This window comes from Aeromonas sp. s1(2024) (assembly GCF_040908005.1).
GTDB lineage: Bacteria > Pseudomonadota > Gammaproteobacteria > Enterobacterales > Aeromonadaceae > Aeromonas > Aeromonas caviae.
This window is the reverse complement of the sequence record NZ_JBFOCW010000071.1, coordinates 24,012-50,738: the sequence shown is the minus strand read 5'-3', so window position 1 is coordinate 50,738 and position 26,727 is coordinate 24,012. Positions and strand designations below refer to the sequence as shown.

At 62.0% G+C, this 26,727-nt stretch carries 22 protein-coding genes, 3 tRNA genes and 1 pseudogene; 7 read left to right on the top strand and 19 right to left on the bottom strand.

The window, feature by feature from the left end:
• Nucleotides 1-132: 132 nt before the first annotated feature.
• Together AB5Y70_RS17945 and AB5Y70_RS17940 are read right to left on the bottom strand one after the other, a co-directional pair.
• Nucleotides 133-606 (bottom strand): DMT family transporter, encoded by a 474-nt coding sequence (locus AB5Y70_RS17945; RefSeq protein ID WP_010675226.1) that lies wholly within the window; start codon nucleotides 604-606, stop codon nucleotides 133-135.
• A gap of 14 nt (nucleotides 607-620) precedes the next feature.
• A complete protein-coding gene (locus AB5Y70_RS17940) occupies nucleotides 621-2,018 on the bottom strand; it encodes an amidohydrolase family protein (protein ID WP_029314744.1) in 1,398 nt (465 codons plus the stop codon).
• A 145-nt stretch (nucleotides 2,019-2,163) separates the two neighbouring features.
• Between AB5Y70_RS17940 and AB5Y70_RS17935 the strand changes: the two genes are divergently transcribed.
• Nucleotides 2,164-3,069: a LysR family transcriptional regulator gene (locus tag AB5Y70_RS17935; RefSeq protein ID WP_043156228.1), complete on the top strand. Its 906-nt coding sequence runs from the start codon at nucleotides 2,164-2,166 to the stop codon at nucleotides 3,067-3,069.
• A 313-nt stretch (nucleotides 3,070-3,382) separates the two neighbouring features.
• On the opposite strand, the gene AB5Y70_RS17930 is transcribed toward AB5Y70_RS17935, so the two are convergent.
• From AB5Y70_RS17930 to AB5Y70_RS17880, 11 genes are all read right to left on the bottom strand, one after another.
• Nucleotides 3,383-3,469: transfer RNA gene (locus AB5Y70_RS17930), tRNA-Leu, on the bottom strand.
• Between the two features lie 41 nt (nucleotides 3,470-3,510).
• A tRNA-Cys gene (locus tag AB5Y70_RS17925) sits at nucleotides 3,511-3,584 on the bottom strand.
• Between the two features lie 34 nt (nucleotides 3,585-3,618).
• Nucleotides 3,619-3,694 (bottom strand) — tRNA-Gly (locus AB5Y70_RS17920).
• A 179-nt stretch (nucleotides 3,695-3,873) separates the two neighbouring features.
• Nucleotides 3,874-4,428 carry a CDP-diacylglycerol--glycerol-3-phosphate 3-phosphatidyltransferase gene (gene pgsA / locus AB5Y70_RS17915; protein WP_010675229.1) on the bottom strand — a complete coding sequence of 185 codons (555 nt, stop codon included), beginning with the start codon at nucleotides 4,426-4,428 and terminating at the stop codon, nucleotides 3,874-3,876.
• Nucleotides 4,429-4,641: 213 nt separating this feature from the next.
• Entirely contained in the window at nucleotides 4,642-6,495 is a 1,854-nt protein-coding gene (uvrC, locus tag AB5Y70_RS17910) for an excinuclease ABC subunit UvrC (protein WP_029314745.1), read from the bottom strand.
• 110 nt (nucleotides 6,496-6,605) lie between these two features.
• A complete protein-coding gene (gene uvrY / locus AB5Y70_RS17905) occupies nucleotides 6,606-7,250 on the bottom strand; it encodes a UvrY/SirA/GacA family response regulator transcription factor (protein ID WP_010675231.1) in 645 nt (214 codons plus the stop codon).
• A gap of 210 nt (nucleotides 7,251-7,460) precedes the next feature.
• Nucleotides 7,461-8,222, bottom strand: a complete 762-nt coding sequence (gene kdsB / locus AB5Y70_RS17900; protein ID WP_368176089.1) for a 3-deoxy-manno-octulosonate cytidylyltransferase — start codon at nucleotides 8,220-8,222, stop codon at nucleotides 7,461-7,463.
• Entirely contained in the window at nucleotides 8,219-8,413 is a 195-nt protein-coding gene (locus AB5Y70_RS17895; protein ID WP_043759525.1) for a Trm112 family protein, read from the bottom strand. The genes kdsB and AB5Y70_RS17895 overlap by 4 nt, the downstream gene beginning before the upstream one ends.
• A 112-nt stretch (nucleotides 8,414-8,525) precedes the next feature.
• Nucleotides 8,526-9,524 (bottom strand): tetraacyldisaccharide 4'-kinase, encoded by a 999-nt coding sequence (lpxK, locus tag AB5Y70_RS17890; protein ID WP_049636855.1) that lies wholly within the window; start codon nucleotides 9,522-9,524, stop codon nucleotides 8,526-8,528.
• Nucleotides 9,524-11,293 carry a lipid A ABC transporter ATP-binding protein/permease MsbA gene (gene msbA, locus AB5Y70_RS17885; protein WP_010675235.1) on the bottom strand — a complete coding sequence of 590 codons (1,770 nt, stop codon included), beginning with the start codon at nucleotides 11,291-11,293 and terminating at the stop codon, nucleotides 9,524-9,526. Before msbA ends, lpxK begins: the two co-directional genes overlap by 1 nt.
• Before the next feature lie 134 nt (nucleotides 11,294-11,427).
• On the bottom strand, nucleotides 11,428-13,569 hold the full coding sequence (locus tag AB5Y70_RS17880) for a DNA internalization-related competence protein ComEC/Rec2 (RefSeq protein ID WP_247631709.1): 2,142 nt from the start codon (nucleotides 13,567-13,569) through the stop codon (nucleotides 11,428-11,430).
• A gap of 115 nt (nucleotides 13,570-13,684) precedes the next feature.
• Between AB5Y70_RS17880 and AB5Y70_RS17875 the strand changes: the two genes are divergently transcribed.
• From AB5Y70_RS17875 to AB5Y70_RS17865, 3 genes are all read left to right on the top strand, one after another.
• Nucleotides 13,685-14,203, top strand: a complete 519-nt coding sequence (locus AB5Y70_RS17875; RefSeq protein ID WP_010675237.1) for a DUF2062 domain-containing protein — start codon at nucleotides 13,685-13,687, stop codon at nucleotides 14,201-14,203.
• A complete protein-coding gene (locus tag AB5Y70_RS17870) occupies nucleotides 14,197-14,691 on the top strand; it encodes a DUF2062 domain-containing protein (protein ID WP_102948610.1) in 495 nt (164 codons plus the stop codon). The genes AB5Y70_RS17875 and AB5Y70_RS17870 overlap by 7 nt, the downstream gene beginning before the upstream one ends.
• Nucleotides 14,692-14,806: 115 nt before the next feature.
• A complete protein-coding gene (locus tag AB5Y70_RS17865; protein WP_139736385.1) occupies nucleotides 14,807-16,312 on the top strand; it encodes a helicase HerA-like domain-containing protein in 1,506 nt (501 codons plus the stop codon).
• A 79-nt stretch (nucleotides 16,313-16,391) separates the two neighbouring features.
• Here the strand turns inward: AB5Y70_RS17865 and AB5Y70_RS17860 are convergent, their stop codons facing one another.
• From AB5Y70_RS17860 to omp38, 3 genes are all read right to left on the bottom strand, one after another.
• Nucleotides 16,392-17,582, bottom strand: a complete 1,191-nt coding sequence (locus tag AB5Y70_RS17860) for an amino acid aminotransferase (protein WP_010675240.1) — start codon at nucleotides 17,580-17,582, stop codon at nucleotides 16,392-16,394.
• A 135-nt stretch (nucleotides 17,583-17,717) separates the two neighbouring features.
• Nucleotides 17,718-18,659: a hypothetical protein gene (locus AB5Y70_RS17855; RefSeq protein ID WP_049636850.1), complete on the bottom strand. Its 942-nt coding sequence runs from the start codon at nucleotides 18,657-18,659 to the stop codon at nucleotides 17,718-17,720.
• Nucleotides 18,660-18,854: 195 nt separating this feature from the next.
• Entirely contained in the window at nucleotides 18,855-19,904 is a 1,050-nt protein-coding gene (omp38, locus tag AB5Y70_RS17850; RefSeq protein ID WP_043153864.1) for a porin Omp38, read from the bottom strand.
• 382 nt (nucleotides 19,905-20,286) lie between these two features.
• On the opposite strand from omp38, the gene dinG reads away from it, so the two are divergent.
• Together dinG and AB5Y70_RS17840 are read left to right on the top strand one after the other, a co-directional pair.
• Nucleotides 20,287-22,359 carry an ATP-dependent DNA helicase DinG gene (gene dinG, locus AB5Y70_RS17845; RefSeq protein ID WP_043153863.1) on the top strand — a complete coding sequence of 691 codons (2,073 nt, stop codon included), beginning with the start codon at nucleotides 20,287-20,289 and terminating at the stop codon, nucleotides 22,357-22,359.
• A gap of 213 nt (nucleotides 22,360-22,572) precedes the next feature.
• Nucleotides 22,573-23,232, top strand: a complete 660-nt coding sequence (locus AB5Y70_RS17840; RefSeq protein WP_125117309.1) for a DUF2057 domain-containing protein — start codon at nucleotides 22,573-22,575, stop codon at nucleotides 23,230-23,232.
• A 50-nt stretch (nucleotides 23,233-23,282) separates the two neighbouring features.
• Here AB5Y70_RS17840 and AB5Y70_RS17835 read toward each other — a convergent pair whose 3' ends face one another.
• The gene (locus AB5Y70_RS17835) at nucleotides 23,283-24,245 is read right to left on the bottom strand and encodes an IS1595 family transposase (RefSeq protein WP_039039924.1); all 963 of its coding nucleotides are present in this window, start codon (nucleotides 24,243-24,245) and stop codon (nucleotides 23,283-23,285) included.
• A 97-nt stretch (nucleotides 24,246-24,342) separates the two neighbouring features.
• Between AB5Y70_RS17835 and AB5Y70_RS17830 the strand changes: the two genes are divergently transcribed.
• On the top strand, nucleotides 24,343-25,239 hold the full coding sequence (locus tag AB5Y70_RS17830; protein WP_125117310.1) for a histone deacetylase: 897 nt from the start codon (nucleotides 24,343-24,345) through the stop codon (nucleotides 25,237-25,239).
• An 89-nt stretch (nucleotides 25,240-25,328) separates the two neighbouring features.
• Here AB5Y70_RS17830 and AB5Y70_RS17825 read toward each other — a convergent pair.
• Both AB5Y70_RS17825 and AB5Y70_RS17820 read right to left on the bottom strand, forming a co-directional pair.
• Nucleotides 25,329-26,476 (bottom strand): annotated as a pseudogene (locus AB5Y70_RS17825) (MFS transporter).
• A gap of 59 nt (nucleotides 26,477-26,535) precedes the next feature.
• Nucleotides 26,536-26,727, bottom strand: a 192-nt coding sequence (locus AB5Y70_RS17820) for a hypothetical protein (protein WP_368176088.1), incomplete at its 5' end; no start/stop codon positions are given.

Here is a 26,727-nt window from a genome sequence, read left to right as displayed (position 1 = left end):
ACCAGGTCAGGCGAGCCTCTTTGTGTCCCCCTATTCAGGTCATGGAACTGAGCCGGGATGCAAACCCCATCAGCAGAACGCCTGCCCCGGGGCAGACGTTCGTGAAGGTCAAAACATCAGAAGGCCGCTTCATCAGTGCATAAGGCGCTCAGCTAACCGATCACCGAACAGCATGATGACGAGCCCGGTCAGCATGACCAACATTCCACCCAGCTTTATCAAAGATACCGGACGCTGGATGGTGCCAAGCAGACCGAAATGGTCGATGACCTGGGATGAGAGCAACTGTCCGACGATGGCCAACCCAAGCAGGGCTGACAACCCGATTTTCGGTGCGAGCACGACATAGCTGAACAGCGCGCAAGCACCGATCAGGCCGCCAGCCAGACTCCACAGAGGCTGTGATGGAATGGCCGCAAGCGAGGTGAATAATCCGCCACGCAGCAGCGAGAAGACCCCGAGGCTGAATGCACCGGCCGCGAAGGAGAACAATGCGGCGGTGACCGAATCGCCCCCGAGTCCTCGTGCCAGCTGGCTATTCAGAGTTGTCTGCAGCGTGATCCCGAGACCTGCGGCAAAAGCGATGACGTAATACAGTGTGCTCATGGGTTGCATACCTGTCAGTGTGCCTGTGCCAGCGGCAGGAAGGCGTCAGCAAAAATGTCAGGCTCATACCCGGCGGCGGCAAACAGATGCTCACGGGACTCATCAATGGCGGCGCGAAGGCGCGTGCTGTCTACGCCAAGCACCTTGCCATGCTGCTTGACGATGCGCCCGCCAATAATGACGGTATCAATGTTGCTGCGCTCTGTCGCATGCACCACGGTGCCAAAGGCATTGCCGGACGGGTAGAGGTTGATATCGCCAACATTGATCAGAATGAGATCCGCCTGTTTTCCTGGCGTCAGGCTCCCTACCTTGTCCAGCAGCCCTGCACAGGCAGCACCATCGACAGTCGCCGATTTGAGAAGTTGGGCAGCCGGCAGCGTGGTCAGCGAGTGGTCGGAGCCGCAGCAGTGCTGCTGATGCATGCCCATCACCCGTTGCAGGTAAAATGCCACGCGCATTTCCATAAACATATCAGTGCTGTAAGAGGTTTCATTGTCGACGCTGAGGCCAGGGTTGATGCCATGACGCTGCGCCGCCTGGATGGCAAACATACCGTCCTCGATGCCATAGTGCGCATCGGAGCGCGGGCAGACATTCACCCGGACACCGGCTTCTCGCAGGATCTTCCATCCCTCATCTGGCAGTGACGTACAGTGATTGAAAATATTGTCCGGGCCGAGCAGACCGCGCCGATGCAGTGACTCCAGCTCAGACGCCATAAAAGAACCAAAGAATTCCGTGACGATCGGCAGTCCCAGCCTGCGAGCCTCGGCCCACAATGCAGGCTCCAGCTGGGCCATGACAGCAAGGGAAACCAGGCTCTCTGGGTTGTCCTTGAAATATTTCTCTTGCAGGCGTTGCCAGTTACCCGGCCAATGAGCCTTGTCCCATTCCCCCGATACCGGTGCGCCGGAGGCGTGTATGGCACGGATCCCTGCATCCAGCAGGGCCTCGACGGCGGCGTCCGAATGGGCTGCGGTGCGGCTGTTATGAGAATTGTCAATGACGGTGGTGATGCCTGCATCAATGCAGCCCAGTGCCGTCAGCAGGTTGCCGATATACATATCGGCAGGGCGATAGTACTTGGCGAAAGAGAAGTGCGTGGCGTTGCTGTAGTCTTCCAGACAAGTGGCATTCGGATTGATGCGGCGCAGTTGTCCCTCCCAGGAGTGGCGATGAGAATCCACCATCCCAGGCATGGCGATCATGTTCGTAGCATTGATGATACGGGCACCATTCGCCTCCAGATCCTCGCCTATGGCCGTAATGGTTGATCCACTGATCAGAATGTCTCCACGTTCAATGTTACCCACGCTCTCATCCATGCTGAGGATCGTGGCCCCCTTGATCAAGATTGAATCTGGTATTACATCTTGATTATTAACAATATTTCTAACGTATCCGGTCATTTCAAGAGCCTCTTTTCTAGCCAATGGCAAAAAGATACGGCACTCTATTACCCTGAAAAAGATGACCAAACTGTTTTAATAATTCATGATTTTCGAATAATCATGGGAACTATCGGTAGAGTTATCGTCTCAAGGGAGAAGGGCTGTGGATCGTATTCAGGCTATGCAGATCTTTATGCGGGTTGCTGAGACCGGAAGCTTCGTGCAGGCAGCAGAGACCCTCTCACTGCCTTCCTCGACAGTCAGCAGTACGATTAAAAACCTCGAAAAATACCTGCAGGTGCGCCTGCTGAACAGAACAACGAGGCGGGTGAACCTCACCCCTGAAGGCCTGCAGTATCTTGGCCAGTGCAGGGAAATACTCTCATTGATTGAACATGCCGAGTCCAGCCTGACGGAGGCTATCAAGCGGCCACAGGGGCGTTTGCGGGTTGATATGCCGAGCGGGATAGCACATTCCATCGTCATGCCGAATCTCAGAGACTTTCACCAACGTTATCCAGATATCTACCTGATGATAGGTGTGAGTGACCGGCAGGTTGATCTTGTTCAGGAAGGTGTGGACTGCGTGATCAGAACAGGAGAGCTGAATAACTCCACCCTTGTTGCTCGTCCCCTTGGCCGGTTTCGGTGGGTAACCTGCGCCTCGCCTGAATACCTTCACGAAAACGGTGTTCCCCAGTCCCCTGAAGAACTGTCTATGCACCAGGCGGTCCACTACTTTTCGGGCCTCGCCAGGCATGCAAACGAAATGCGCTTTGTCCGCGGTAAAGAGACTCTATCGGTTACTGTGAGCGGCACCGCAGCCGTCAATGACACGGGGCTTTATATCAAGATGTGCCTCGATGGCTTTGGCCTCATCCAGCTTGCCGAGAATGTTGTACTGGAGCACCTGCAGGCAGGAAGGCTCATCGAGGTGCTAGCAGATTGGCAACCGCCATCGGTGCCAGTCACATTGCTTTATCCCCATCAGCGTTTTCTGTCTCCTGCCGTGCGTGCATTTGCTGACTGGATTGCCGAACTTGTCCACAAGACCAGCCCGGGAAAATGAATACAACCATAGGATTCAAATCTGTTTGCTGGCCAACGAAACGCGAGGCCCAGGCGCCATAACAAGCCGCGCTAGCTTCAGTACCAAAGACCATCCCTAGACAACCTCGGCGCAGTGTCAAGACACATCTGCTTGCCTATGTCGGAGCACTCAGCCAACCGATTACAGCAAATCACAGGGAGCAACAAGTCACCTGGACAGGAAATGGCCAATTCAGCAAAAGTGGGAAAGAAATTCTGGGGGGGTAAAACAAAAACGACGCAATGAAGCGTCGTATCTGTTTAATCTGTAAGGCTTTTTTCTTCAATTTTAATGGTGCCCGAGGCCGGAATCGAACCGGCACGACGCGAACGTCGAGGGATTTTAAATCCCTTGTGTCTACCGATTTCACCACTCGGGCACCGCAATCGGTATCAAGCTCGCGTGGCGGGCTTGTCAATATGGAGGCACGTTCCGGAGTCGAACCGGACTAAACGGATTTGCAATCCGCTGCATAACCGCTTTGCTAACGCGCCATGCAAAAGAGAGGAACTCTCTATTGTCTGAATTTGGAGCGGGAAACGAGACTCGAACTCGCGACCCCGACCTTGGCAAGGTCGTGCTCTACCAACTGAGCTATTCCCGCATCGGTCTGGCTGACTGCCTGACTGTGAGAACGCATTCTAGCGATGTTCCCCGCCCAGTCAACAAAAAACATTTAATACGCTGATCGTTCGGGTGTTTTTTACCCTTTTCCCACACTTTTGCAGCTCATGGCCGTTTCTCGGCGCCAGTGGCAGAGAAACGGCCATCTTCCCGTCGGGACTAGAACCGGGAGTGGTAGCTCAGATCGCCCCAGGCAGCCTTCATGTACTGGAACATGGACCAGAAGGTGAGCACGGTGGCCACGTAGAGCAGCACATAGGCGAGCCACACCATCCAGATGTCGTATTGCCAGATGAGGCCGGTGAGCGACACCATCTGGATCATGGTCTTCCATTTGCCAATCCAGCTGACCGCCACCGAGGAGCGCTTGCCAAGCTCGGCCATCCATTCACGCAGGGCGGAGATGATAATCTCCCGGCCAATCATGGTCATGGCGGGGATGGTGACCCAGACGGTGTTGTAGTGCTCGACGATGACCACCAGGGCCGCCGCTACCATGATCTTGTCGGCCACCGGATCGAGGAAGGCGCCAAAGGCGGTGGACTGGTTCAGCTTGCGGGCAAGATAGCCGTCAAACCAGTCGGTTGCGGCCGCCAGGATAAAGACGATGGCCGCCGCCATGTAGGACCACTGATAGGGAAGGTAGAACAGGATGACGAAGACGGGGATGAGCAAAATCCGAAAGAACGTCAGCAGGTTAGGAATATTTGTCATTATTTTCAGCCACTTCTTGTATGCCGCTACATGGTAGCCCCAAGCCGATCGCGGATGCAACCGAACTGGCGCCCGCCTTGGTCCATTAATCCATCAATAACCTCAGGATGCCGGTCATTATGGCATTTGGGAGCCCCCTGCGTCACGGCTCTTGTGCGCAGGCGGCACGCCCTGATGCCCCCTGGCGTGACCTCCTTCACACCAAAGGCAGCGCTAGAGCGAGTGCAATGCGTCGTGGATGGACTGGGCCAGCTCCTGGCTGATGCCGGGCACCTTGGCGAGCTCGTCCACCCCGGCTTTTTTCACCTCCTGCAAACCCCCCAGGTATTTGAGCAGCGCCTGCCGCCGTTTCGGCCCCACCCCGGGAATCTCTTCCAGGGTACTGGTGGTGCGGGCCTTTGCCCGCCTGGCCCGGTGGCCCGTGATGGCAAAGCGATGGGATTCGTCGCGAATGTGCTGGATGAGGTGCAAGGCGGGCATGTCCGCCGGCAAATGCAGCTCTTCGTGGCTGTCCCCCAGGATCAGGGTCTCCAGCCCCGCCTTGCGGGTCACCCCCTTGGCGATGCCCACCAGCAGCGGGTATTTGCCGCCGAGAAACTCCAGCTGGCGCGCCAGGATCTCCTCCGCGCGGCGCAACTGGCCGAGACCGCCGTCGATGAACAGCACATCCGGCACCTTGTCCGGCTCCTGCTGCTTGCCAAAGCGACGCTCCAGCGCCTGCTCCATGGCGGCGTAGTCATCCCCGCCGGTGATACCGTCGATGTTGAAGCGGCGGTATTCCGAGGAGAGCGGCCCCTCCCGGTTGAACACCACGCAGGAGGCCACGGTGCGCTCCCCCATGGTGTGGGAGATATCGAAACATTCCATGCGGGCGATGGGGGTCTCGAGCTCCAGCAGCTCCTCCAGCTGATCGTAACGGGCGGTGATGGTGCTCTTGTGGGCGAGGCGCGAGCGCAGCGCGGTCTGGGCATTGATGGAGGCGAGCTTGATGAAGCGGGCCCGTTCGCTGCGCGTCCGGCTCACCACCCGCACCTTGTAGCCGGCGGTCTGGCTCAGGGTGTCGGCGATGACGCTCTCATCCTCCAGCGCCACGTCCAGCAGCACCTCGCTCGGGATCTGCCGTCCCCCCTGCCCCGACAGATAGAACTGCAGCAGGAAGGATTGCACCACCTCGTCAAGCGGGGTATCGGCCGGCACTTTCGGGAAGTAGCTGCGCGATCCCAGCACCTTGCCCTGGCGGATGAAGAGCACGTGGATGCAGGCGGTCCCCTGCTCGAAGGCCACCCCCACCACGTCGAGCTCGTCCAGCACGTTGCCGCTCACCGACTGCTGCTCGGTGACCCGGCGCAGGGCCTGGATCTGATCCCGGTAGCGGGCCGCCTCCTCGAAGCGCAGATCGCCGCTGGCGGACTCCATCTTGCCCACCAGTTCCCCTATCACCTGCTGGTTCTTGCCCGCGAGGAACAGCTTGGCCAGCGCCACCTGCTGGGCATACTCGGCCTCGCTCACCAGCCCCGCCACACAGGGGCCGGCGCAGCGCTTGAGCTGGTAGAGCAGGCAGGGGCGGGTACGGTTGGCATAGACCGCATCCTCGCACTGGCGCACCGGGAAGATCTTCTGCATCAGGTGCAGGCTCTCGCGTACCGCGCCGCCGGAGGGGTAAGGGCCGAAATACTCCCCCTTCACCTTGCGGGCGCCGCGATGGACGCCGATGCGCGGGTGCCGATGGTCGGTGATGATGATCCAGGGGTAGGACTTGTCATCCCGCAGCAGCACGTTGTAGCGGGGCTGGTACTGCTTGATGAGGTTGTGCTCGAGGATCAGCGCCTCGGTCTCGGTGTGGGTGACCGTTACCTGCACATCGGCAATCTGGCGCACCAGGGTGCGGGTCTTGATGCTGTCGACGTTGGCCCGAAAGTAGGAGGCGAGCCGTTTCTTGAGATCCTTGGCCTTGCCCACGTAGATGACGGTGCCGCCGCTGTCGTACATGCGGTAAACACCGCTCTGGTGGGTGACGGCACTCAGGAATGCCTTGCTGTCAAAATGGGGCTCGGGAGAGAGGGTCATCGGCAACTCGACTCAACGGATGAATGCAAAAAGACGGGGAGAGCATACTGCCCACAGCCTGCAAAAAGCAAAAGGCGGCCGGTGCCGCCTTTGGTGTCCACACGCCCCCGTTACAGGGTATCGGCATCCAGCATGCCATAACGAATGGCCAGATGGGTCAGCTCCACGTCACCGTTGATCCCCAGCTTGCTGAACAGGCGGTAGCGGTAGCTGTTGACCGTCTTCGGGCTCAGGTTGAGTTGCTCGGAGATGTCGGTCACCTTCTGCCCCTTGGTGATCATCATCATGATCTGCAGCTCCCGCTCGGAGAGGGACTTGAAGGGGTTCTCGTCGGCGGAGGCGAACTGGCTCAGGGCCATCTGCTGGGCGATCTCCGGGGAGATGTAACGCTGACCGGAGTGCACCAGGCGAATGGCGTGGATCATCTCGTCCGGCGCGGCCCCCTTGGTGAGATACCCGGCGGCCCCCGCCTGCATCACCTTGGTGGGGAACGGATTTTCTGAATGAATGGTCAGCACTATGATGCGCACATCGGGGCGGATCCGCAGGATCTTGCGGGTCGCTTCCAGACCGCCGATGCCCGGCATGTTCATGTCCATCAGGATCACATCGGGGTGATGTTGCCTACAGAAGGCCACCGCGGTCTCCCCGCTCTGCGCCTCGCCCACCACCTTGATCCCGCGGACGTCTTCCAAAATGCGTCTTATCCCTGTACGCACCAACTCATGATCATCGACCAGGAATACATTAATCACCCAAACACCCCGTTTTTTATCTCGTTATATGCCAGTTAGGGTTAACACGGCGTCTTGCATCATAACCAAACTCGATGATTTGGCAAACCATGGCCGGGAAAAGTTTGAAATTGCTCGTAAAATCCTTTTTAAATCAAATTACTATACAAAGAACCAATTAAAAAACGGCGCCCTGGGGCGCCGTTTTGCATCAAAGCCGTTCCGCCAGCCTCAACCAGCCAGCAGCGCACGCACCTTGTCGAGATCGGCCTGGGTATCCACCCCGACCGGCGGTGCCTCCAGGGCCTGGGCGACGTGGATCTTCTCCCCGTACCAGAGCACCCGCAGCTGCTCCAGCGCCTCTACTTGCTCGAGCTGACTCGGTGCCCAGTCCACGTAATGCTGGATGAAACCGGCGCGATAGGCGTAGATGCCGATGTGGCGCTGGTAATGGGGGCCTATCTGCTCGCGGCTCCTGGCGAACGCATCCCGATCCCAGGGGATGGAGGCGCGACTGAAGTAGAGGGCGTAGCCATCCTTGTCGGTCACCACCTTGACGGCATTCGGGTTGAACGCCTCTTCGGCATCCACGATCGGCACCGACAGAGTGGCCATGGGGGCGCTGGCGGCGGCCAGGTTGTCCGCCACCTGACGAATGATGGACGGCGGGATGAGGGGCTCATCTCCCTGCACGTTGACCACTATGGTATCGGCGGCAAAACCGTAGTGACGGCTCACCTCGGCCAGACGCTCGGTACCGGACTGGTGACCCGGTGAGGTCATGCACACCTCGAAGCCGGCCTGTGCGGCAAACGGCGCCAGCGCCTGCTGCACCCGCTCATCGTCGGTCGCGACGATCACCCGATCGGCGCCGGATTGCAGGGCCTTCTCCACCACGTGCTGCACCATGGGCTTGCCGTGGATGTCCGCCAGCGGCTTGCCCGGCAGCCGGGTGGAAGCGTAGCGGGCCGGAATGACGACGACGAAACTCATGGCTTCAGCTCTTCCAGCGCCAGGTGGCGGGCCCGGTTCTCCAGCAGGACGGGGATCCCCTCCTCCATCGGGTAGGCCAGCCTGTCGAAGCGGCAGATCAGCTCCTGGGAACCCGCGTGAGCCTGATAGTGCAGTTTCCCCTTGCAGACCGGGCAGGCGATGATGTCGAGCAGTTTAATATCCAGTGCCACAACGAAACTCCTTTAACGATTTCCCACAGGCGATCTTGCCTGGCATGTCAATGTGCAGGGCCAGCCCCCGAGTCCGGGCGCTGGCCGTCTGTTCCAATCCGGTGGCGCCCCGTCAGGGCGCCTGGTGCCCGTCCCCTCTTCCGGGCTGCGGGCCCAGGGTGCGCAGCAGCGCCTCCCCCAGGGCATCGGGCAGCTCGGCGCTGACCGGCAGATACCACCAGTTGTCCGGGGCGAAGGGGCGGCACTTGACCGCATCCTTCTCGGTCATCAGCAAGGGGCGCTGGCCGAAGCGGGCCAGCAGCTCGGCGGCGTCGAACGCCTGGTGATCCCCGTAGCCGACGCTCTGCACCAGCTCATAACCAAGGGCGGTCAGGGTGGCGAAGAAACGGGGGGGATGGCCGATGCCCGCCAGGGCATCCACCGGCCCCGAGAGGGGGGCCGTGAGAGGCGCATCGTCGCACACCCGGCGCAGGGTATCCGGCACCAGGCGCATGGCGTACTCGCCACGGGCGGGTTCGCCGCCGTTGCAGATGATGGCGTCCACCCGCTTGAGGCGGGTCGTGGGCTCGCGCAGCGGCCCCATGGGCAGCAGACAGCCATTGCCAAAGCGGCGCGCACCGTCCACCACCACCAGTTCGATGTCACGGGCCAGGGCATAGTGCTGCAGGCCGTCGTCGGTCACGATGATGTCCACCTCACCGCTTTGCTCCAGCAACCGCACAGCATCGGCCCGTCTGGGGGCCACCGCCACGGGGCAACCGCAGCGCCTTGCGATGAGCACGGGCTCATCCCCGGCCTCGGCCGGGGTACTGCTCTCATCCAGTCGATAAGGGTAATGGGGCGCCTTGCCGCCATAGCCGCGGCTGACCACGCCTGGGCGCCAGCCCCGGGCCTGGAGTTGTTCCACCAGCCAGACCACCACCGGGGTCTTGCCGTTGCCCCCCACCGAGAGATTGCCCACCACCACCACCGGCAGGGTGGCCCGATAGGCGCTGAACCAGCCTCGGCGATACCCCAGACGGCGGACACCGCTGATCAGGGCAAACAGCAGGGCGAAGGGGGCCAGCCCCCAGCGCCAGAGGCTGTTCCCGTACCAGAGTCTGGCCAGCATCAGCCCTTGTTACCCGTGGCTGTATTACCAAACTGAATGGCCCGCAGCTGGGCATAAGTACCATGCATGTCCATCAGGGTTTGGTGGTTGCCGCGCTCGACGATGTGTCCCTCGTCGATCACCAGGATCTCGTCCGCCTTCTCGATGGTGGAGAGGCGGTGGGCGATCACGAGGGAAGTGCGCGCCTTGCACAGCTCGTCGATGGCCGCCTGGATGTGACGCTCGGACTCGGTGTCCAGGGCCGAGGTAGCTTCGTCCAGCAGCAGCACCGGGGAGTCCCGCAACAGGGCGCGGGCGATGGCGATGCGCTGGCGCTGGCCGCCGGAGAGGGAGGCGCCGTTCTCGCCGATGACGGTGTCATAGCCTTCCGGCATCTTGCTGACGAAGTCGTCCGCATGGGCGATGCGGGCCGCCTGCTTGATCTCGTCGCGGCTGTACTTCTCTTCCGCCGCGTAGGCGATGTTGTTGGCCACGGAGTCGTTGAAGAGGTGCACGTGCTGGGAGACCAGGGCGTACTGCTTGCGCAGCTCGCTCAGGCGGTATTCGCGGATGTTGACGCCATCCAGCAGAATTTCCCCCTCTTCGATGTCATAGAAGCGGGTCAGGAGGCTCGCGATGGTGCTCTTGCCGGAGCCGGAACGACCCACCAGGGCCACCGATTTGCCCGCCTCCACCTTGAAGCTGATGTTGCGCAGCGCCGGTGTCTCCTTGGTCGGGTAGGTGAAGGTGACGTTGCGAAACTCGATTTCACCTCGGGCACGTTCCAGGGTGCGAGTGCCGGTGTCCTGCTCCGGAGTGGAGTCCAGCAGACCGAACAGGCTCTGGCAGGCGGTGATGCCGCGCTGGAACTGGTTGTTCACGTCGGTCAGGCTTTTCAGCGGCTTGAGCAGCATCATCATGGAGGTGACCATGACGGTGAAGGTGCCCGCGGTCAGGGTCGCCTTGACGCTGTCGATGGTGGCGACATAGAGGAAGACCGCAAGGGCCACGGAGGCCACCATCTGGACGATGGGGCTGCCGATGGCGTCGGCGGCGACCATCTTCATGGTCTGCTGGCGCATCCGGTTGCTCACCTGGTAGAAGCGCTTGTCCTCCACCTCCTGGCCCCCGAACATCAGCACCTCTTTGTGCCCCTTGAGCATCTGCTCGGTGGAGGTGGTGATGTCACCCACCGCCTGCTGGATGTGGCGGCTTATCTTGCGAAAACGTCGGCTGATGATGCTGATGAGGATCCCGACCAGGGGCCCCACCACCAGGAAGATCACCGACAACTGCCAGGAGTGCCAGAACATCAGGCCCAGCAGGCCGATGACGGTGGCCCCTTCCCGCACCAGGGAGACCAGGGTCGAGCTCGCGGCGGACGACACCTGACCGGCGTCATAGGTCACCTTGGAGAGCAGGTTGCCGGTGTTCTGGCGGTCGAAGAAGCTCATGGGCATGGCCATCAGGTGGCTGAACACCTGCTGCTGCAGGCGCATCACCACGTGGTTGCCGACCCAGGCCATGCAGTAGTTGGAGAGGAAGGCGGCGCAGCCGCGCAGAGCCACGATGCCGAGGACGAAGAAGGGCATCCACTTGAGCACGCTGCTGTCGTTGCCGTTGAGCCCCTGATCGATGAGCGGTTTGATGGAGTAGACGAAGGTGGTATCCACGGCCGCGTAACCCAGCATGCCAATGATGCCGCCCACCAGACCCAGCTTGCGATCCCGGACATAACCGAGCAGGCGCTTGAAGACGGTCCAGCTCTCTTGTGAGGTTTCTTGTTGCATGAATAGCCGTTAATAAGGGAAATGACGGGCTATTCTAGCCAAACCTTGGAGCTACACCAAGCGCCGCTGGCGCGATGGCTACAACCCGGGTCACAAATGAAGGCCACCCCTTGCCGGGCAGGCTCATTGGATCCTCACTCCCTTCCCCATACCTGCGGCTGCCACCAGGGGCCGCCACGCCGGTACCAGGGCCCCTGCTCCCGCTCGGCCCGGATCCTGAGCCCCGCGTCCCCCGGCTCGATCAGGATGGCGCCCGCCTCCCCCGTGACCCACTGCCGCGCCCCCTGGTATCGCGCCACCACCTCGGGGCGGGGAAAACCCCACTGGTTCATGAAGCCTGCGCTGTGCACCACGAAGGCAGGTTTCACCGCCGCCACGAAGGGGGCCGTGGAGGAGGTGCGACTGCCATGGTGCGGGCTCACCAGCAGGGTGCTGGCCAGCCCCGCGCCCTCCACCTCCTCCAGCGCCAGTGCCAGCAGGCGGCGCTCCGCCTGCTGCTCGATGTCGCCGCTCAGCAGCAGCCGATGACGCCCGTCGTCCAGCTGTACCACACAACTATCGTTGTTGCGCCCCGCCCCGGCTGCCAGGGGCCAGAGCACCCGCACATCCAGTCCCTGCCAATGCCACTGCTGACCTCGGCGGCAGGCCTGGGTAGCCGGTGCAAAGGGGAAGGAGGAGAGCTCCCGGCGCACCGCCATGCTCTGCAGCATAGCCTGCCGGTTGCCCGCGTGATCCCTGTCTCTGTGGCTGATGATCAGGGTGTCGATCACCCGGATGCCGAGTCGGTTGAGCAGGGGCAGGATGGCCGCATCCGCCATGTTGTAGCCCCCTGGGTAGCGATCCCCGGTATCAAACAGGATGGCCCGCTCGCCCCGGGTGACGAGCACCGATAGCCCCTGCCCCACGTCCAGCACCCTCACCTGCCAGGAAGCGGGAGCAGGCCAGAGGGCGAGCAGCAGGGCCGCCGCCACCGGCCCCCCCAGGGCGCGCCCTCCCGGCAGGTGCCATCCCGTCCACAGCAGGATCAGCAGGGCGCTGGCGGGCATCAGCCAGCCGGGCACCGGCCACCAGAGCTGCAGGCGATCCGCCAGCTGCGTGAGCCCCCACAGCACCCACTCCAGGCCGAAGGCGGAGACCCAGAGCAGGCCGTGGGCCAGCAACGTGGAGAGGGGGGCCACCAGCACGCCGATGAGCGCCAGGGGAATGATGACAAGGCAGAACAGCGGCAGTGCCAGCAGATTGAGCAGAAACGCCAGGGGCGCCATCCCCTCGAACAGCAGCAGTTGCAGGGGCAGCAATCCGAGCAGCAGCAGAAGTTGCAGCCGCACCAGGCCGGGGCGATCGTGCAGCAGGCTCGCCAGCAACAGCAGGGCCACCGCCAGAAAAGAGAGCCAGAACCCCGCAGAATAGAGGGCGAAAGGGTCCCACAATGTCAGCACCACGAAGGCCCACAGCCAGATCCGGTGGCTCGGCCAGTCCCGCTTTAGCCAGCGCAGCAGGCTCCACACCAGCACCATGATGAGGGCACGCTCGGTGGCCACCGCAAACCCCGCCAGCCAGCTGTAGGTGGCCGCGAACAGGAGTGACACGCAGATAGCCCCGCGCAGCCCGAACAGCCGCCCGAGCCACCAGCCGAGCACCGCTACCAGAGCAATATGCTGGCCCGAGATGGCGATGATGTGGGTCAGGCCGCTGCCGCGAAAGAGTTCCCACTGGGCATCCGTGATCCCTCCCTGTTCCCCGAAGGTGAGGGCCGCCAGCAGGGGGGCCTGCGCCATCCCCTCCCAGGCGCGACTCGCCGCCGCCAGCCAGCGATCGCGCACACCCGGGGGCACGGCATCCAGGGCGATGACCCGGCGCAGGTTGCCGGTGGCAGTGATTCCCTTGCCAAGGAGCAGGCGCCGCCCATCCATCCCCGCTTCGTTGGCCAGGCCATGGGCCGGCTTGAGAGAGGTCACCAGGGTGACGCGGCTGCCGGCAGGCAACGGCGGCAACACCTGATAGGCATTGACCCGCACCAGGGGTGGCACGATGAGGGGGCGATCGTCCAGGGTGTCGAGGCGCAGCAGCAGGCGCGCAAATTTATCCCCCTCTTTCTCTCCCGAAGACTCCGTACTTTGCACGTGTGCGGTTATGATGTGGCTCGTTTTTTTGCCAAGCTGATCCAGCCAGGCAAGCCGGTAGTGCAAATTCACCTGCATCCAGAGGATGCCGAGCAGCAGAAACAGCAGCCGCCAGCAACGACCACCGGCGAGGGGGAGCGCGAGCAGCAGCATCAGGCCACCCCATTCCCATGAAGGCAGCCATGGCCAAAGCAGTGAGGAGCTTGCCCCCAGGGCAAACGACAACAGACGCAGATCCATGGAGCAAGTATTTAGCAAGGTTCAGAACATGCCCAAACGAATCATACAGCGCTGGCTACCCGACCCGGCGACCCTCAAGGAACACAAGCACTTGCGACTCTTTGGCAAGCTGCTGCTGGATGCCAACCTCTGGCATCTCAACCGGCGCTCCGCCGCCGGTGCCTGTGCGGTCGGCCTCTTCATGGCCTGGGTTCCCCTCCCCTGCCAGATGCTGCTGGCCGCTGGCGGCGCCATCGCCTGCCGGGTCAACCTGCCCCTCTCGGTAGCCCTGGTCTGGCTCTCCAACCCCCTGACCATGCCACCGCTGTTTTATGGCGCCTATCTGGTGGGCTGCCAGTTGCTGGGGCAACCCTCCCAACACATCGAGATCACCTTCACCTGGGCCTGGCTGGTGTCGGTGTTCGAGACGGTGGCCCCGCCGCTCTTGCTGGGCTCCCTGGTGCTTGCCCTGCTGAGCGCCCTCGTCGGCTATGTCCTGGTTCGCGCGGGCTGGCGCCTGAGCACGGTGCGCCAGTGGCAAAAACGCAAGGTGGCGCGCCCATGCTGAATCGCTGGTTGGCCCGCTTCAAGATTGACCCCGATACCCTGCGCCAACAGAAGTGGTTCGCCCTCTTTGGCGAGCGACTGCTGACCCCCGCCCTCTGGCAAGGGGGAACACGGGCCCTCTGTGGCGCCGTGGCGGCCGGGCTGTTCGCCAGCTGGGTCCCCATGCCCATGCACTCCCTGGTGGCCGTCGCCCTGGTGCTGGCCTTCAGCTTCAACCTGCCGCTGGCCCTCTTGGCGGTCTGGTTCAACAACCCGCTGACACTCCCCTTCATGTACCTCTACGCCTATCGTACCGGTTGCCTGGTGCTGAACGAGACGCCAGCCCCCTTCCATCTCACCTGGTCCCTGCACTGGCTGGAGCAGGAAGCGGCTATCCTGGTGCCCCCCTTCCTGCTCGGCAGCCTGCTGCTGGCGGTGCTGAGCGCTGCCGCTGGCGCCTTGCTCACCCTGCTGCTGTTGCAACTGGGCAAACTGGCCCGCCCCCGCTAGGTTGCCAGCACGCCGTCCTTGTCTCGGGCGGCGTGCCTTGCCATCGTCTGCCTCTGCCACCACACTCCTTGTAACCCGTTGTTTTTCGACCCCCATTCGAAACAAGGAGCCCACCATGGCCGAACCGCTCACGCTGGCCCATGCCAATGGCAACCCCCTCTCCCTGCTCCCCGCCATGGCCAATCGCCACGGCCTTATCACCGGGGCCACCGGCACCGGCAAGACAGTCACCCTGCAGGTGCTGGCGGAGGGGTTTTCCCGCCTCGGCGTGCCGGTCTTTCTGGCAGATGTGAAGGGGGATCTGAGCGGCCTGGGCGCCGCCGGCACCCCCTCTGCCAAGCTGGATGCCCGTCTGGCCCAGCTCGGCCTTCAGGCACCCGACTTTGCCGCCAGCCCCACCCTGTTCTGGGATCTCTTCGCCGAAGAGGGCCACCCGGTGCGGGCCACCGTCTCCGACATGGGGCCTCTGTTGCTTGCACGCCTGCTCGGCCTCAACGACACCCAGAGCGGGGTGCTGGAGCTGGTGTTCAAGGTGGCGGACGACGAGGGGTTGCTGTTGCTCGATCTGAAAGACCTGCGGGCCATGGTGCAGTTTGCGGGGGAGCACGCCAAGACCCTCACCACCCGCTACGGCAATGTGTCGACCGCCTCCATCGGCGCCATCCTGCGCAACCTCCTCACCCTGGAGAGCGCGGGCGGCGATCACTTCTTCGGCGAGCCCATGCTGGACATCCAGGATCTGATGCAGACCGACGAGGCGGGCCACGGCCATATCAATGTGCTGGCCGCCGGCAAGCTCACCCAGTCCAGCCGCCTCTATGCCTGCTTCCTGCTCTGGCTGCTCTCCGAGCTGTTCGAACAGTTGCCCGAGATAGGGGATCCGGAAAAGCCCGTGCTGGTGTTCTTCTTCGACGAGGCCCACCTGCTGTTCAAGGATGCGCCCAGGGCGCTGCTGGAGAAAATTGAGCTGGTGGTGCGCCTCATCCGCTCCAAGGGGGTGGGCGTCTATTTCGTGACCCAGAGCCCGGCCGACATCCCCGACAGCGTGCTGGGGCAGCTTGGCAACCGGGTGCAGCACGCCCTGCGCGCCTTCACCCCGAGCGATCAGAAGGCGGTGCGCATCGCCGCCAACACCCTGCGGGCCAACCCTGCCTTCGACGCCGCCGGAGCCATCACTGAACTGGGGGTCGGGGAGGCGCTCATCTCCCTGCTCGACGAGAAGGGGCGGCCCAGCGTGGTGGAGCGCGCCTTCATCGCGCCCCCGGCCAGCCGCATCGGCCCCCTGAGCGCGGCCGAGCGCCATGCGCTTATTCAGGGCTCATTGCTCTACGGCAGATACGACACCCAGGAGGACAGGGAGTCCGCGTTCGAGCGACTTCAAGAGACATCGCCCGCCGCCGGTGACGAGACCGCTTCCCCACAGACCGACCAGGGCGGCGGTCTGCTGGATGCCTTGAATGGCATCCTGTTCGGTCGCACCGGCCCCCGTGGTGGCCAGCATGACGGGGTGGTGCAGACCGCCGCCAAGAGCGTGGCCCGCACCCTCGGCAACGAGGTGGGACGCCAGCTGATGCGCGGGGTGCTCGGCTCCCTGCTGGGAAGCAGCAAGCGGCGCCGCTGATGCCGGAAAATGAAAAAGCCCGCCGATACGGCGGGCTTTTTATGGCTGAAGCAAGGCGCTTGGCGCAGATGCTTCTCTCTTACAACACCTTGGCGATGGCGTCGCAGAGGGGATCAATGTTGGCGCGGGTGATGCCTGCCACGCTGATCCGGCCGGAGCCGACGATATAGATGGCGAATTCGCTCTTGAGGCGCTCCACCTGATCCTTGGAGAGACCGGAGAAGGAGAACATGCCGTTCTGTTCGCGGATGAAACTGAAATCCTGGTTCACCCCCCGCTCGGCCAGCTTCTCCACCAGCAGCTCGCGCATCTCGCGAATGCGCACCCGCATGGCGGCCACTTCTTCCACCCACTCCGCATAGAGGGCCGGGTCGCTCACCACGGTGGTGACAACGGCGGCGCCATGTGACGGCGGGTTGGAGTAGTTGGCACGAATGACGGTCTTCACCTGGGTGAAGGCGACGTCGGCCACCGCCTTGGTCGCGCAGACCAGGGTGAAGGCGCCGACCCGCTCGTTGTAGAGGCCGAAGTTCTTGGAGAAGGAGCTCGCCACCAGCAGCTCGTCGTGGCACTCGGCGAAGATGCGAAGGCCTTCGGCATCCTCTTCGATACCCCGGGCGAAGCCCTGATAGGCGAAGTCAAAGAGCGGCAGCCAGCCGGCGGCGGCACTCTGCCTGGCCAGGGCGCGCCACTGCTCGGTGGTGGGGTCGATACCAGTCGGGTTGTGGCAGCAGCCGTGCAGCAGCACCAGATCCCCCGCCTGCGCGTCAGACAGGGAGGCCTGCATGGCGGCGAAGTCGAGTCCCTTGGTGGCGGCGTCGTAGTACTTGTACCACTTGACGGTCAAACCGGCCGCCTGGAACACGCTGACGTGGTTCGCCCAGGTGGGATCGGAGATCCAGATGGTCTTGGCGAGATTGTTGCGTACCACGAACTCGGCGGCGATACGCAGGGCACCGGTACCGCCCGGCGCCTGCGCCGTCTTGGCGCGGCCGCTGGTCACCAGGGCGGCATCACGGCCGAACAGCAGTTGCTGCACGATGCGGCCGTATTCGATATTGCCTTCGATACCGAGGTAGTTCTTGGTCTTCTCGTCGGTCAAGAGCTTCTGCTCGGCTTGCTTGACGCAGTGAAGGATAGGAGTGGCACCGGTCTCATCCTTGTAAATACCGACCCCCAGATTGATCTTGTGGCTGCGAGTGTCGGCACGGAAGGCTTCGGTCAGGCCCAGGATCGGATCCGCTGGGGCGGCAACAACCTTTTCAAACATGGTATTCCCTGTAGTCCGTTGAGTTCGTTGGCTGGCAAAGTAGGTTGGCAAACAAAAGCGCCCGTCCAGGGAGCGCTTCGTCAGCTCTTTATACCACTGCCTTCCATAGGGGAAAACCGCTTTCTCGGCGCCGCCTCAACCAATCCCGTGCCAATCCGGTGCCAGGGCACACACCTCGACCGACAGACCCCGATTCGACTCCACCAGATCATTGCACTGCGCCAGCAGCGCACGGGGGATACGGCTCGGCTCCCAGGGCCGACCATCCCCCAGGGGAGCCCCGTAAGCCGCCTTGATGGGCACCAGATCCCGGGGCAACCACCAGCTCGCCGGTCTCCCCAACCGCTGGGCCAATGCCAGTACTCTGTCGACCCCGGCCGGATCCAGGGCGGTGAGGTGGCTCCAGAGGGTCTGGGGCGGCAAGGCAGCGATCAGGGGCTCCAGCGTGCCGGGATCCTCGGCAGGATACCAGACCAGCAGGGCGTCGGCGGGCAGTGGCAACTCGGCGAAAGCGCCGACGGCATCGGTTGTGATCACCCGCTGTATCTCCCCCTCTCCCCAGAGGATCTTGCCAAGCTGCGCCAGGGTGCGGGCTGGCAGCGCCACCTCCCCCAGGGTCTGGAGCCAGGGGGCGGCATCCAGCAGGGTGCCGCCGCTGAGAAACAGGCTGAACGGCCGTGCGGCCCGCAGACGAAGGGGCAGATCAGTGCAAAGCCGGATCCCCTTGTCTTCGAAGTCGATCTGCTCGATGGGGCTGAAATGACCCTCCCCCTTGCGATACAGGGCCGCCAGCACCCGCTCGTTGACCCTCTCCCCCAGTTGCCAGCCGTGGGATTGTAGCCACTCCTCGGGTTCCGGCGGGGCACTGGCCATCTTCGCCAGCATCAGCTCCCGGGTCAGATAGCGGTGCCCGGCAGGGGTGAGCTCATAGTGGTGATTGCCAAGGGCCAGCAGCAACTGGTTGTCCCGAAGCATGCCGATGAGCGGCTGCCATTGACGACCGCGAACAGCCTGGGGGCCGCCGCTCAGCAACTGCTGTGCCAGCGTGCGCCACTCGGGGTGGGTGAAATCGATCAAAGGCATCCTTCCCTGTCGGCCAATCTGCTTCAACAAATTGAATAATCTAGCGATTTACCAGAGGAGAACCAAGGGGGCAAGGAAGACAACGTGATATGGCGCAGGGCCAGAGGACGAAAAGTAGTGAAGGGGCCAAAAAACAGAACGGCCAAGCAAGCTTGGCCGTTCATCAACTAAATCAGCGCAGAGGCTAGATTAGAAGTTGTATTGCAGGGCAACAGTGAACTCGTCGTCCATCTTGTCGATACCCTGGATTTTGTACTCGGTGTAGGCTTTCAGCTTGGAAGTGAAAGCGTACTGTACGCCCAGCAGGGTTTCGTCAACCATGTCTTCGTAGGAAGAACCAGCAGTGTTGTCCTTGCCTTCCTTGAAGTTGTAACCAGCCAGGAAGGTCCAGGCATCAACGTTATAGGAAGCAGCCAGCTCGTAGCCACGACCTTCACCCTTGTAGCCAGTGGTGTCGTTCTTCAGATCGCCTTCGGTGTAAACACCAGCGAAGTAGAAGCCGTTGATGGCGTAGTGTGCGCCCAGAGCCCACTCGGACTTCTCACCAGTGTTGGTATTGGTGGTGCTCTCGAGGTCGGAGTAAGCATAACCGGCGTTCAGGCCCAGACCGAAGTCAAAGTCGTAACCGGCGGCAGCTGCGTAACCGTAGTTGCGCTTGATGCCAGGGAATTCGGTAGTGAAGGAGTTACCACCAACATCAGCCACTTTGACGGCTTCATTGTCATTGGTCTGGTAGGACAGTTTGCCCTTGAAGCCACCGAAGCTGTTGGAGTAGATGATCTGGCCTTCTTGACGACCGTCGTAGAAGTTACCGTAGCTGCCCCACTCGTTGAAGATATCGGTTGCTTCCAGCACGTCGTAGAACGCGGTGTCGGTCTGGCCGAAGATGATCTTGCCGTACTGGGTGCCATCAAAACCAGCATAGATATGACGAGACTTAAATTTGGAGTCGTCAGAGTTTTCGGCAGCTACTTGCCACTCGGTCTTGGCGATAGCGGACCAGGTGTTGTTCAGCGCAACTTTACCGGACCAACCCAGACGGGAGGTACCGATCAGCTCTGCATCACCCTGTGTATCAGCTTGAGTGAGAGGATTGGGGTTATCACTGTCACCGTAGTAGTTAGCCTGAACACGGCCGTAGATATCAAAAGAGGTGCCGTCTTTGTCGTAAACGACAGCAGCGTTGGCTGCGGATGCGAACAGAGCCGGGATAGCAATAGCCAGAATTGTCTTTTTCATAGTTTCCAATGCCTACTGTAATTAAACACTAAGTCCTTGTTATTCCCTGTGTTAGCGATGTTCTTTGCATCACTATGCCGCCGAGACTATCACCGGGTTTTCGAATCCGCAATGAAAAAACTTGGAACTTTTTATGAAAACCATAGTCACAGGGAAAAATTTGTGAGCTGAATCTCACAATGTTTGCCCCATCAGGGAAAACGTTTACAGCGATACTCTCTGCCTGAATCCCTCTTTTTTGGTGGTTTATTGCAACCCCCTGTTCCCTCATAACATATGTGCAAAGCCGGGGCTGACCCGACTGCTTCTCCCCTGCCTCGACCCGGGCCGCCTGTTGCGGGTATCCTGTTGCCATCCACACCGACACGGCCACACCTTCTTTATGCTATCGACTCGCCTCAAAGCCACCATCCGCAATACCTATCGCCAGATTGCCGATGGTTTACCCGGTTTTGTGCCGCGCAAGGAGCAGAATTTCCTGGTTGCCGAAATCGCCAAGACCCTGACGGGAGAATATGACAGGAGTCGCCGCATCCTGGTGGCCGAGGCAGGCACCGGCATCGGCAAGTCCCTCTCCTATGCCCAGGGGGCCATCCCAGTGGCACGGCTGACCCAGAAGAAGCTGGTGATCTCCACCGCCACCGTGGCCCTGCAGGAGCAGCTCATCCACAAGGATCTCCCCTTTTATCACCGTCACAGCGAGCTGCCGTTTCGTTTCATGCTGGTCAAGGGGCGCCAGCGCTACTGCTGCGAGCACCTGCTGGAGCAGGCGGCAAACGGCAGCGAGATGGCCAATTTCGAACTCGACTTCGGCGCATTGAGCAAACACAAGCCATCGGATGCTGACAAAGCGTGCTACCAGGGGCTGTGGCAGGCCTACACCGAAGGCAAGTGGGACGGGGATCGGGACAACTGGCCCAAACCCATTCCAGACCCTTGCTGGGATCGCATCGCAGCCGACCGCCACACCTGCAACAAGGCCCTGAGCCACCATCAGCACTGCCCCTTCCATCGGGCCCGCAACGACATGGACGCAGCAGACGTGCTGGTGGTCAACCACGCCCTGCTGCTCTCCGACCTCACCATGGGGGGCGGCATCATATTGCCGCCGCCGGACGAGTGCATCTATGTGCTGGACGAAGCCCATCACCTGCCCACCATCGCCCGGGATCACGGCGCCGCCAGCGCCAGCATCAAGGGATCCCGCCGCTGGCTGGAAAAGCTGGTGCAAAGCGCGGGCAAGCTGGCCAGGACGCTGAACAAGGAGAGCCTGCTCGATCCCCAGCTCAAACTGCAGGATGCCCTGGCCTCTCTCCAGCCGGATCTCAAGGCCCTCGAGCAGTGGCTCGCCAGCAATGATCACCTCTTTGGCGGCGAGCCCCACCACAGATTCGCCGATGGGGTGCTGCCGGATCCCCTGCCCATGCTGGCGGAAAACCTCAAGGAGGCGAGCAAGAAGGCACTGAGGGCGCTGGACAGAATGCAGGGGGCCATCGGCGAGGCGCTCAAGGATGGCGACATCCGTCGCAAGGAGGCCGAGCCTCTGCTGGCGGAGAGCGGTTTTCACTTGCAACGGCTCGAGAGCTTCTGCGCCCTCTGGGAGATGCTGAGCCGCCATGTTCCCACCGGCAAGACCCCCCTCGCCCGCTGGATGGCCAGAAGCGAGGACGGGGACATCTGGCTGCACGCCTCCCCCATCGAGGTGGGGTATCTGCTGGAGGAGTGGCTCTGGTCCCGCTGTCTCGGGGCCGTGCTGGTGTCGGCGACCCTCACCGCCCTCTCCTCCTTCAGTTATTTTCGCCACCAGGTGGGGCTCAAGGAGCATGACGGCACCCGCTATCTGCGGCTGCGCTCCCCCTTCGACTACCACAAGGCCGAACTCTATCTGCCCAAGATGGCCCATGAACCCAGTGCCCCCGCCTTCACCCAGGAGTTGATCGATACCCTGCCCCGCCTGCTGGCAGGCAAGGAGGCCAGCCTGGTGCTCTTCTCCTCCTATCGCCAGATGAACGAGGTGGCGGTGGGGCTGCGGGCCAAGGGGATGTCGCTCCTGGTACAGGGGGAAGCGTCCCGCAGCGCCCTGCTCCTCCTGCACAAACAGAAGTGCGACGGCGGCCAGGCCAGCATCCTCTTTGGCACCGGCAGCTTCTCGGAAGGGCTGGATCTGCCCGGCCACTACCTCACCAACCTGGTGATCACCAAGCTCCCCTTCGCGGTGCCCAACTCCCCCGTGGAAGAGGCGACCGCCGAGTGGATAGAGCAGCGCGGCGGCAACCCCTTCCTGCAACTGACGGTGCCGGAAGCGTCGCGCAAGCTCATCCAGGCCTGTGGCCGCCTCATCCGAAAAGAGGCGGATCGGGGGCGGGTCACCATCCTGGACCGGCGCCTGCTGACCAAGCGCTACGGCAAGGGGCTGCTGGACGCCCTCCCCCCCTTCACCCGACGCATCGAGTGACACGGCTGACGCCCGCCATGCGCTCCCCTGACCCTCATGTCAGGAGGGGGCAGGAAGATAGAAGAGCACGCTGCCCGCAGGACTCGGGGCAGCGGGATCCACACCCCGCACACCGGAAGGCGCCATAAACGGCTATTGCCGCTGTGGGGCAAACCTGTAAAAATGACCTCCTATTTTTCAGTGGGCAATTGCCTGACTGTTCAAGGAGATGAAATGAAACTGACTGTTCTGGTACCGGCCCTGGCTGGTCTGTTGTGGGCAGGTAGCGCCCTGGCCGCTAGCCAACTGGAAATACAGAATCCCTACGTGATGCAGTTGCTCGATGGTGAGTCCATCAATCCCAAGCTGCTCGACAAGACCAGCACCTTCTCCCTGGAGCCCGGCAAACACCAGGTCGTGGTCGCCTTCGAGGGCAACTACTCCAGCCGCAGCGAGATCAAGCTGGTCACCGCCGAGCCCCTGGTGATCAACTTCACCGCCGCCGACAACCAGCAACTCTTCCTCGACTTCAAGAAGCCCCGTAAGGAAGAGGAAGCCAGACTCTTTATCAAGGATCAAAACGTCGTTCTCAGAGACAAGGTCAGCGGTCAGGTAGTGGAGAGCGAGCAGTTCGTCATGCCGACCGTGGGTGGCTTCCAGCTGACCCGCGACTATCAGCAGGAGCTGATCAATATGGGCAAGGCCTTCAACCAGCCCAAGACCGTCGCCATCTCCAGCGCCGCCGTGATGGCCGCCGCCAGCGCACCGGCCGAAGTGGCCCCGAGCAAGGCCATGAGCAATCCGAAAGCCCTGACCCAGCTGCAGAGCTGGTACAACAAGGCCGATGCGGAGACCCGCAAAGCCTTCCAGATCTGGGTGATCCAGCAGCAGTAAGGCGCATCGCACGCCTGCATCGAGGGGAGCCTGGCTCCCCTTTTTCATGGCTATGTCCCAATTACGTGTTGCATGGGGCGCCCCAGCGCCTCATGCAAGCAACGTGGTACATTCACTTCCCGCCCGTAGCGCTCCAACATCCTTCGCCAACCCAGATAATTTCTCAGATAGTGGGTCGCTACCCCATGGAACCGCTCCATCCACTCTTTCAATCGACGGTGATATCCGTTTACATGCTGGATGTGGTACGCGCCAACCACACGCTCGCCTTGACGATTGCGCACGACCTGATGGGTCACTCCCTGCGCTTTGCTGAAACTGGCATACACCCCGGCGCCGTCGCTACACAACACCGCATCTGACGAGACAAGGGGTGTCAAAACAGCTATCACCGTCTCGGCATTCATTTTCTCCAACTGAAAATCCGCATGGTGACCAGCCCGGTCCTGAACCACCATCACCGGGATGTAATCCGGCCCTGTGCCTCGGGTACGGCCTTTGCCCCCACGGTGGCGGGCCGGGCGGGGCAAACCACGTTGCCCTTTAAACGACTCCAAGAAGAAGGTCTCATCAACCTCGACGATACCCCCTTCCCGTGCCGCCTGGTGACTCGCCATGGCTTTCAGGAAGCGGTGACGCCACAAGAAGGCGGTGTTTTTACAGACTCCGCAGCGGACGGCAGCCTGTCGGACGGTCAGACCGTCGATGAGGGCCTGGGCGTAGTCTTCCCAGCATTGTGCCTTGCGAAGTCGAGCCAGAGGCGTCTTGGTGAGAACGGAACTGGTGCGCAGACACTGCTTGCAGCGATAACGACGCAGCCCTCGACTCCAACCCCAGGGAGCCAACTGCGTAGCCTCGGCCTGACAGTGAGGGCAACATCGACAAGCGGGGAGTTGAGCGGCCAGCGAGGTGATTGGGTGAGGGGTAGTGAGTTCATGTTGCGCGAGGCGACGCTGGCGCATGGTGAGCTGTGGAAAGAGAGACAGTAGATGTTGAAAGGCTTGGGTATCCATGATGGAGGCCCTCAGGGTGATGACCTACTTCAAGGTTAGCCTTTCAACATGTAATTGGGACAGCGCCTTTTTCATACCCGTTCATGGCCGATGCTTCATGTCACTGCGCATCTTCTATCACCCCCACTACTCCGCCTTGAGGCTGCCCGAGCGTCACCGCTTCCCCCTGGCCAAGTACCAGGCGCTGTTTGAACGCCTCGTCGCCCTCGACTATCCGCTGGCACAGGCCACCCCTGCCAGCCGTGAGCAGATAGAGAAGGTGCACGATGCGGCCTATGTACAGGCCGCCCTCACCGGTACTCTCGATGAAGGGGCCATTCGCCGGCTCGGCTTTCCCTGGTCTCCCCTGCTGATTGAACGTACCCTGCACTCGGTCGGCGCCACCCTGGCCGCCAGCCGCCACGCCCTTGCGCAGGGCTGCGGACTGCAGATTTCCGGCGGCTACCACCACGCACACCGGGGGTTTGGCAGCGGCTTCTGCCTCTTCAACGATCTGGTGATCGCGGCACGAACCTGCCTGGACGAGGGACTCTGCGAGCGGGTACTGATCGTGGATCTCGATGTCCATCAGGGAGATGGCAGCGCCGCCCTGTGCACGGGCAGCCGTGACATCATCACCCTCTCCCTGCACGGAGAACACAACTTCCCCCGCCACAAGCCGGCCTCCCATCTGGATTTTCCCCTGCCAAGCGGCATAGAGGACGACGCCTATCTCGAGACCCTGAACCAGGCCCTCGCCCTGGCTCATCGCCTCTACGCCCCCGACTTCATCCTCTATCAGGCCGGGGTGGATGTGCACCGGGACGACGAGCTAGGCTACCTCTCCCTGAGCGACTCAGGCGTGCGCCAGCGCGATGCCATGGTCTTTGACTCTGCGCTTCGCCACGGGCTGCCCATCACCGCCGTACCGGGCGGGGGTTACCGGCGAGACTGGCAGCAGTTGATCCCGCTGCACCTCTCGCTCTTTGAAGCAGCAAGGCACCGGTTTGGTTGAGCGGCACCGCCCGGCCCATGACGAAAAAGAGGCGACCCTTGGGTCGCCTCTTCTATATCCGTGCACAGGGATGATGACGCCGTCTGCCCTCAGGCATGGGCCATCGGCGTCGGGTGCTCGCCCATCTTGCGCAGCAGCATCAGCAGATAGACCAGGGAGACCCCGGCAATCACCATGAACAGCAGATGATCCGAGTAGTGCTGCATCAAGAGCGCCGTCAGGGTCGGCCCGAGCAGGCTGCCGATGGTGTAGCTCAGCAGCAGCGCCTGGTTCATGGCCACCAGTTGATGCTGCTCCACCTTCTCGCAGGCCCAGGCCATGGCCACCGGATAGAGCGTGAAGCCCGCGGCCCCCAGAATGAACAGCGTCGGTCCCATGGCCGCGTTGCCGAGCATCGCCATGGCCCCAGGATCACCACCAGCACCTGTACCCGCAGCACCGGCAGGCGCCCGAAACGATCCGCCAGACGCCCCACCGGCCATTGCCCCAGGATGCCGGCGCTCACCATCACCGCCATCCAGTAGCCGATGGCCCCGTCGCTCACCCCCTGGTGGTTCAGATAGAGCGGCATCAGACCATAAAGCACCCCCAGCACGATGCCGGAGAGGATGCAGCCGTTCACCCCCAGACGCGCCTGACGCAGGCGCAGCATCGGCCAGACCGGAGTCCTGGCCTGAAGGTTGCCTGACGGACTGGCGATGCGGGTGAACAAGAGCGGCAGCATGGCCGTCAACACCAGGGCGGTCACCCAGGGCAGCACCGCCATCAGCGACGTCGGTACCTTGCTAACCAGCAGTTGCCCAAGCACGGTGCCCACGTAATAGACCATCATGTAGGCGGCCAGCAGGCGCCCTCGATTGCGGGCGTTGCCGCTGCACATCAGCGCGCTCTCCACCACCACCCAGATCATGGCGCAGCCGACCCCGGCGATGAATCGCCAGGCGAGCCAGCTCCAGAACGCCAGGGTCATGCCGAGCCCGACGCAGCCTGCGGCAAAGAGCGCACTGGCCAGGTAGTAACTGCGATTGAAGCCGCAGCGGGCGATGAGTCTGCCCGCCAGCAGGGTTCCCAGCAGGTTGCCGGTGAAATAGGAGGAGCCGACCATGCCGACCTGCCAGGTGGGCAGATGCTCATGGGCGAGCCAGAGCGGAACCAGGGTATTCAATACCGCGATGGCCAGGGTCAGCAACAGCAGGCCACAGAGCAGGAGCAGCACCGGGCGGGAGTATGTGGTCATGGATAGAACCGTGGGGAGAGGCAAAATGCGAGCGCATCATGCCACCGCCTGTGCCTTTGTCAATCGGCACTGAGGCCGGGTCGCAAGGTTTTTCTGCCCACCGTGATGGCAACGCGGCACGGCCCTCCCCTGACGGGAGCCTCATCCCCTTGATTGGCCGACACCTTGGTCATGATGAGGGGAAGCGGGCGGTTGAATATCGACTCTGTGCCTCCCTCACGCCAGAGCGCCATGACCAGAAGAGGCGGCCC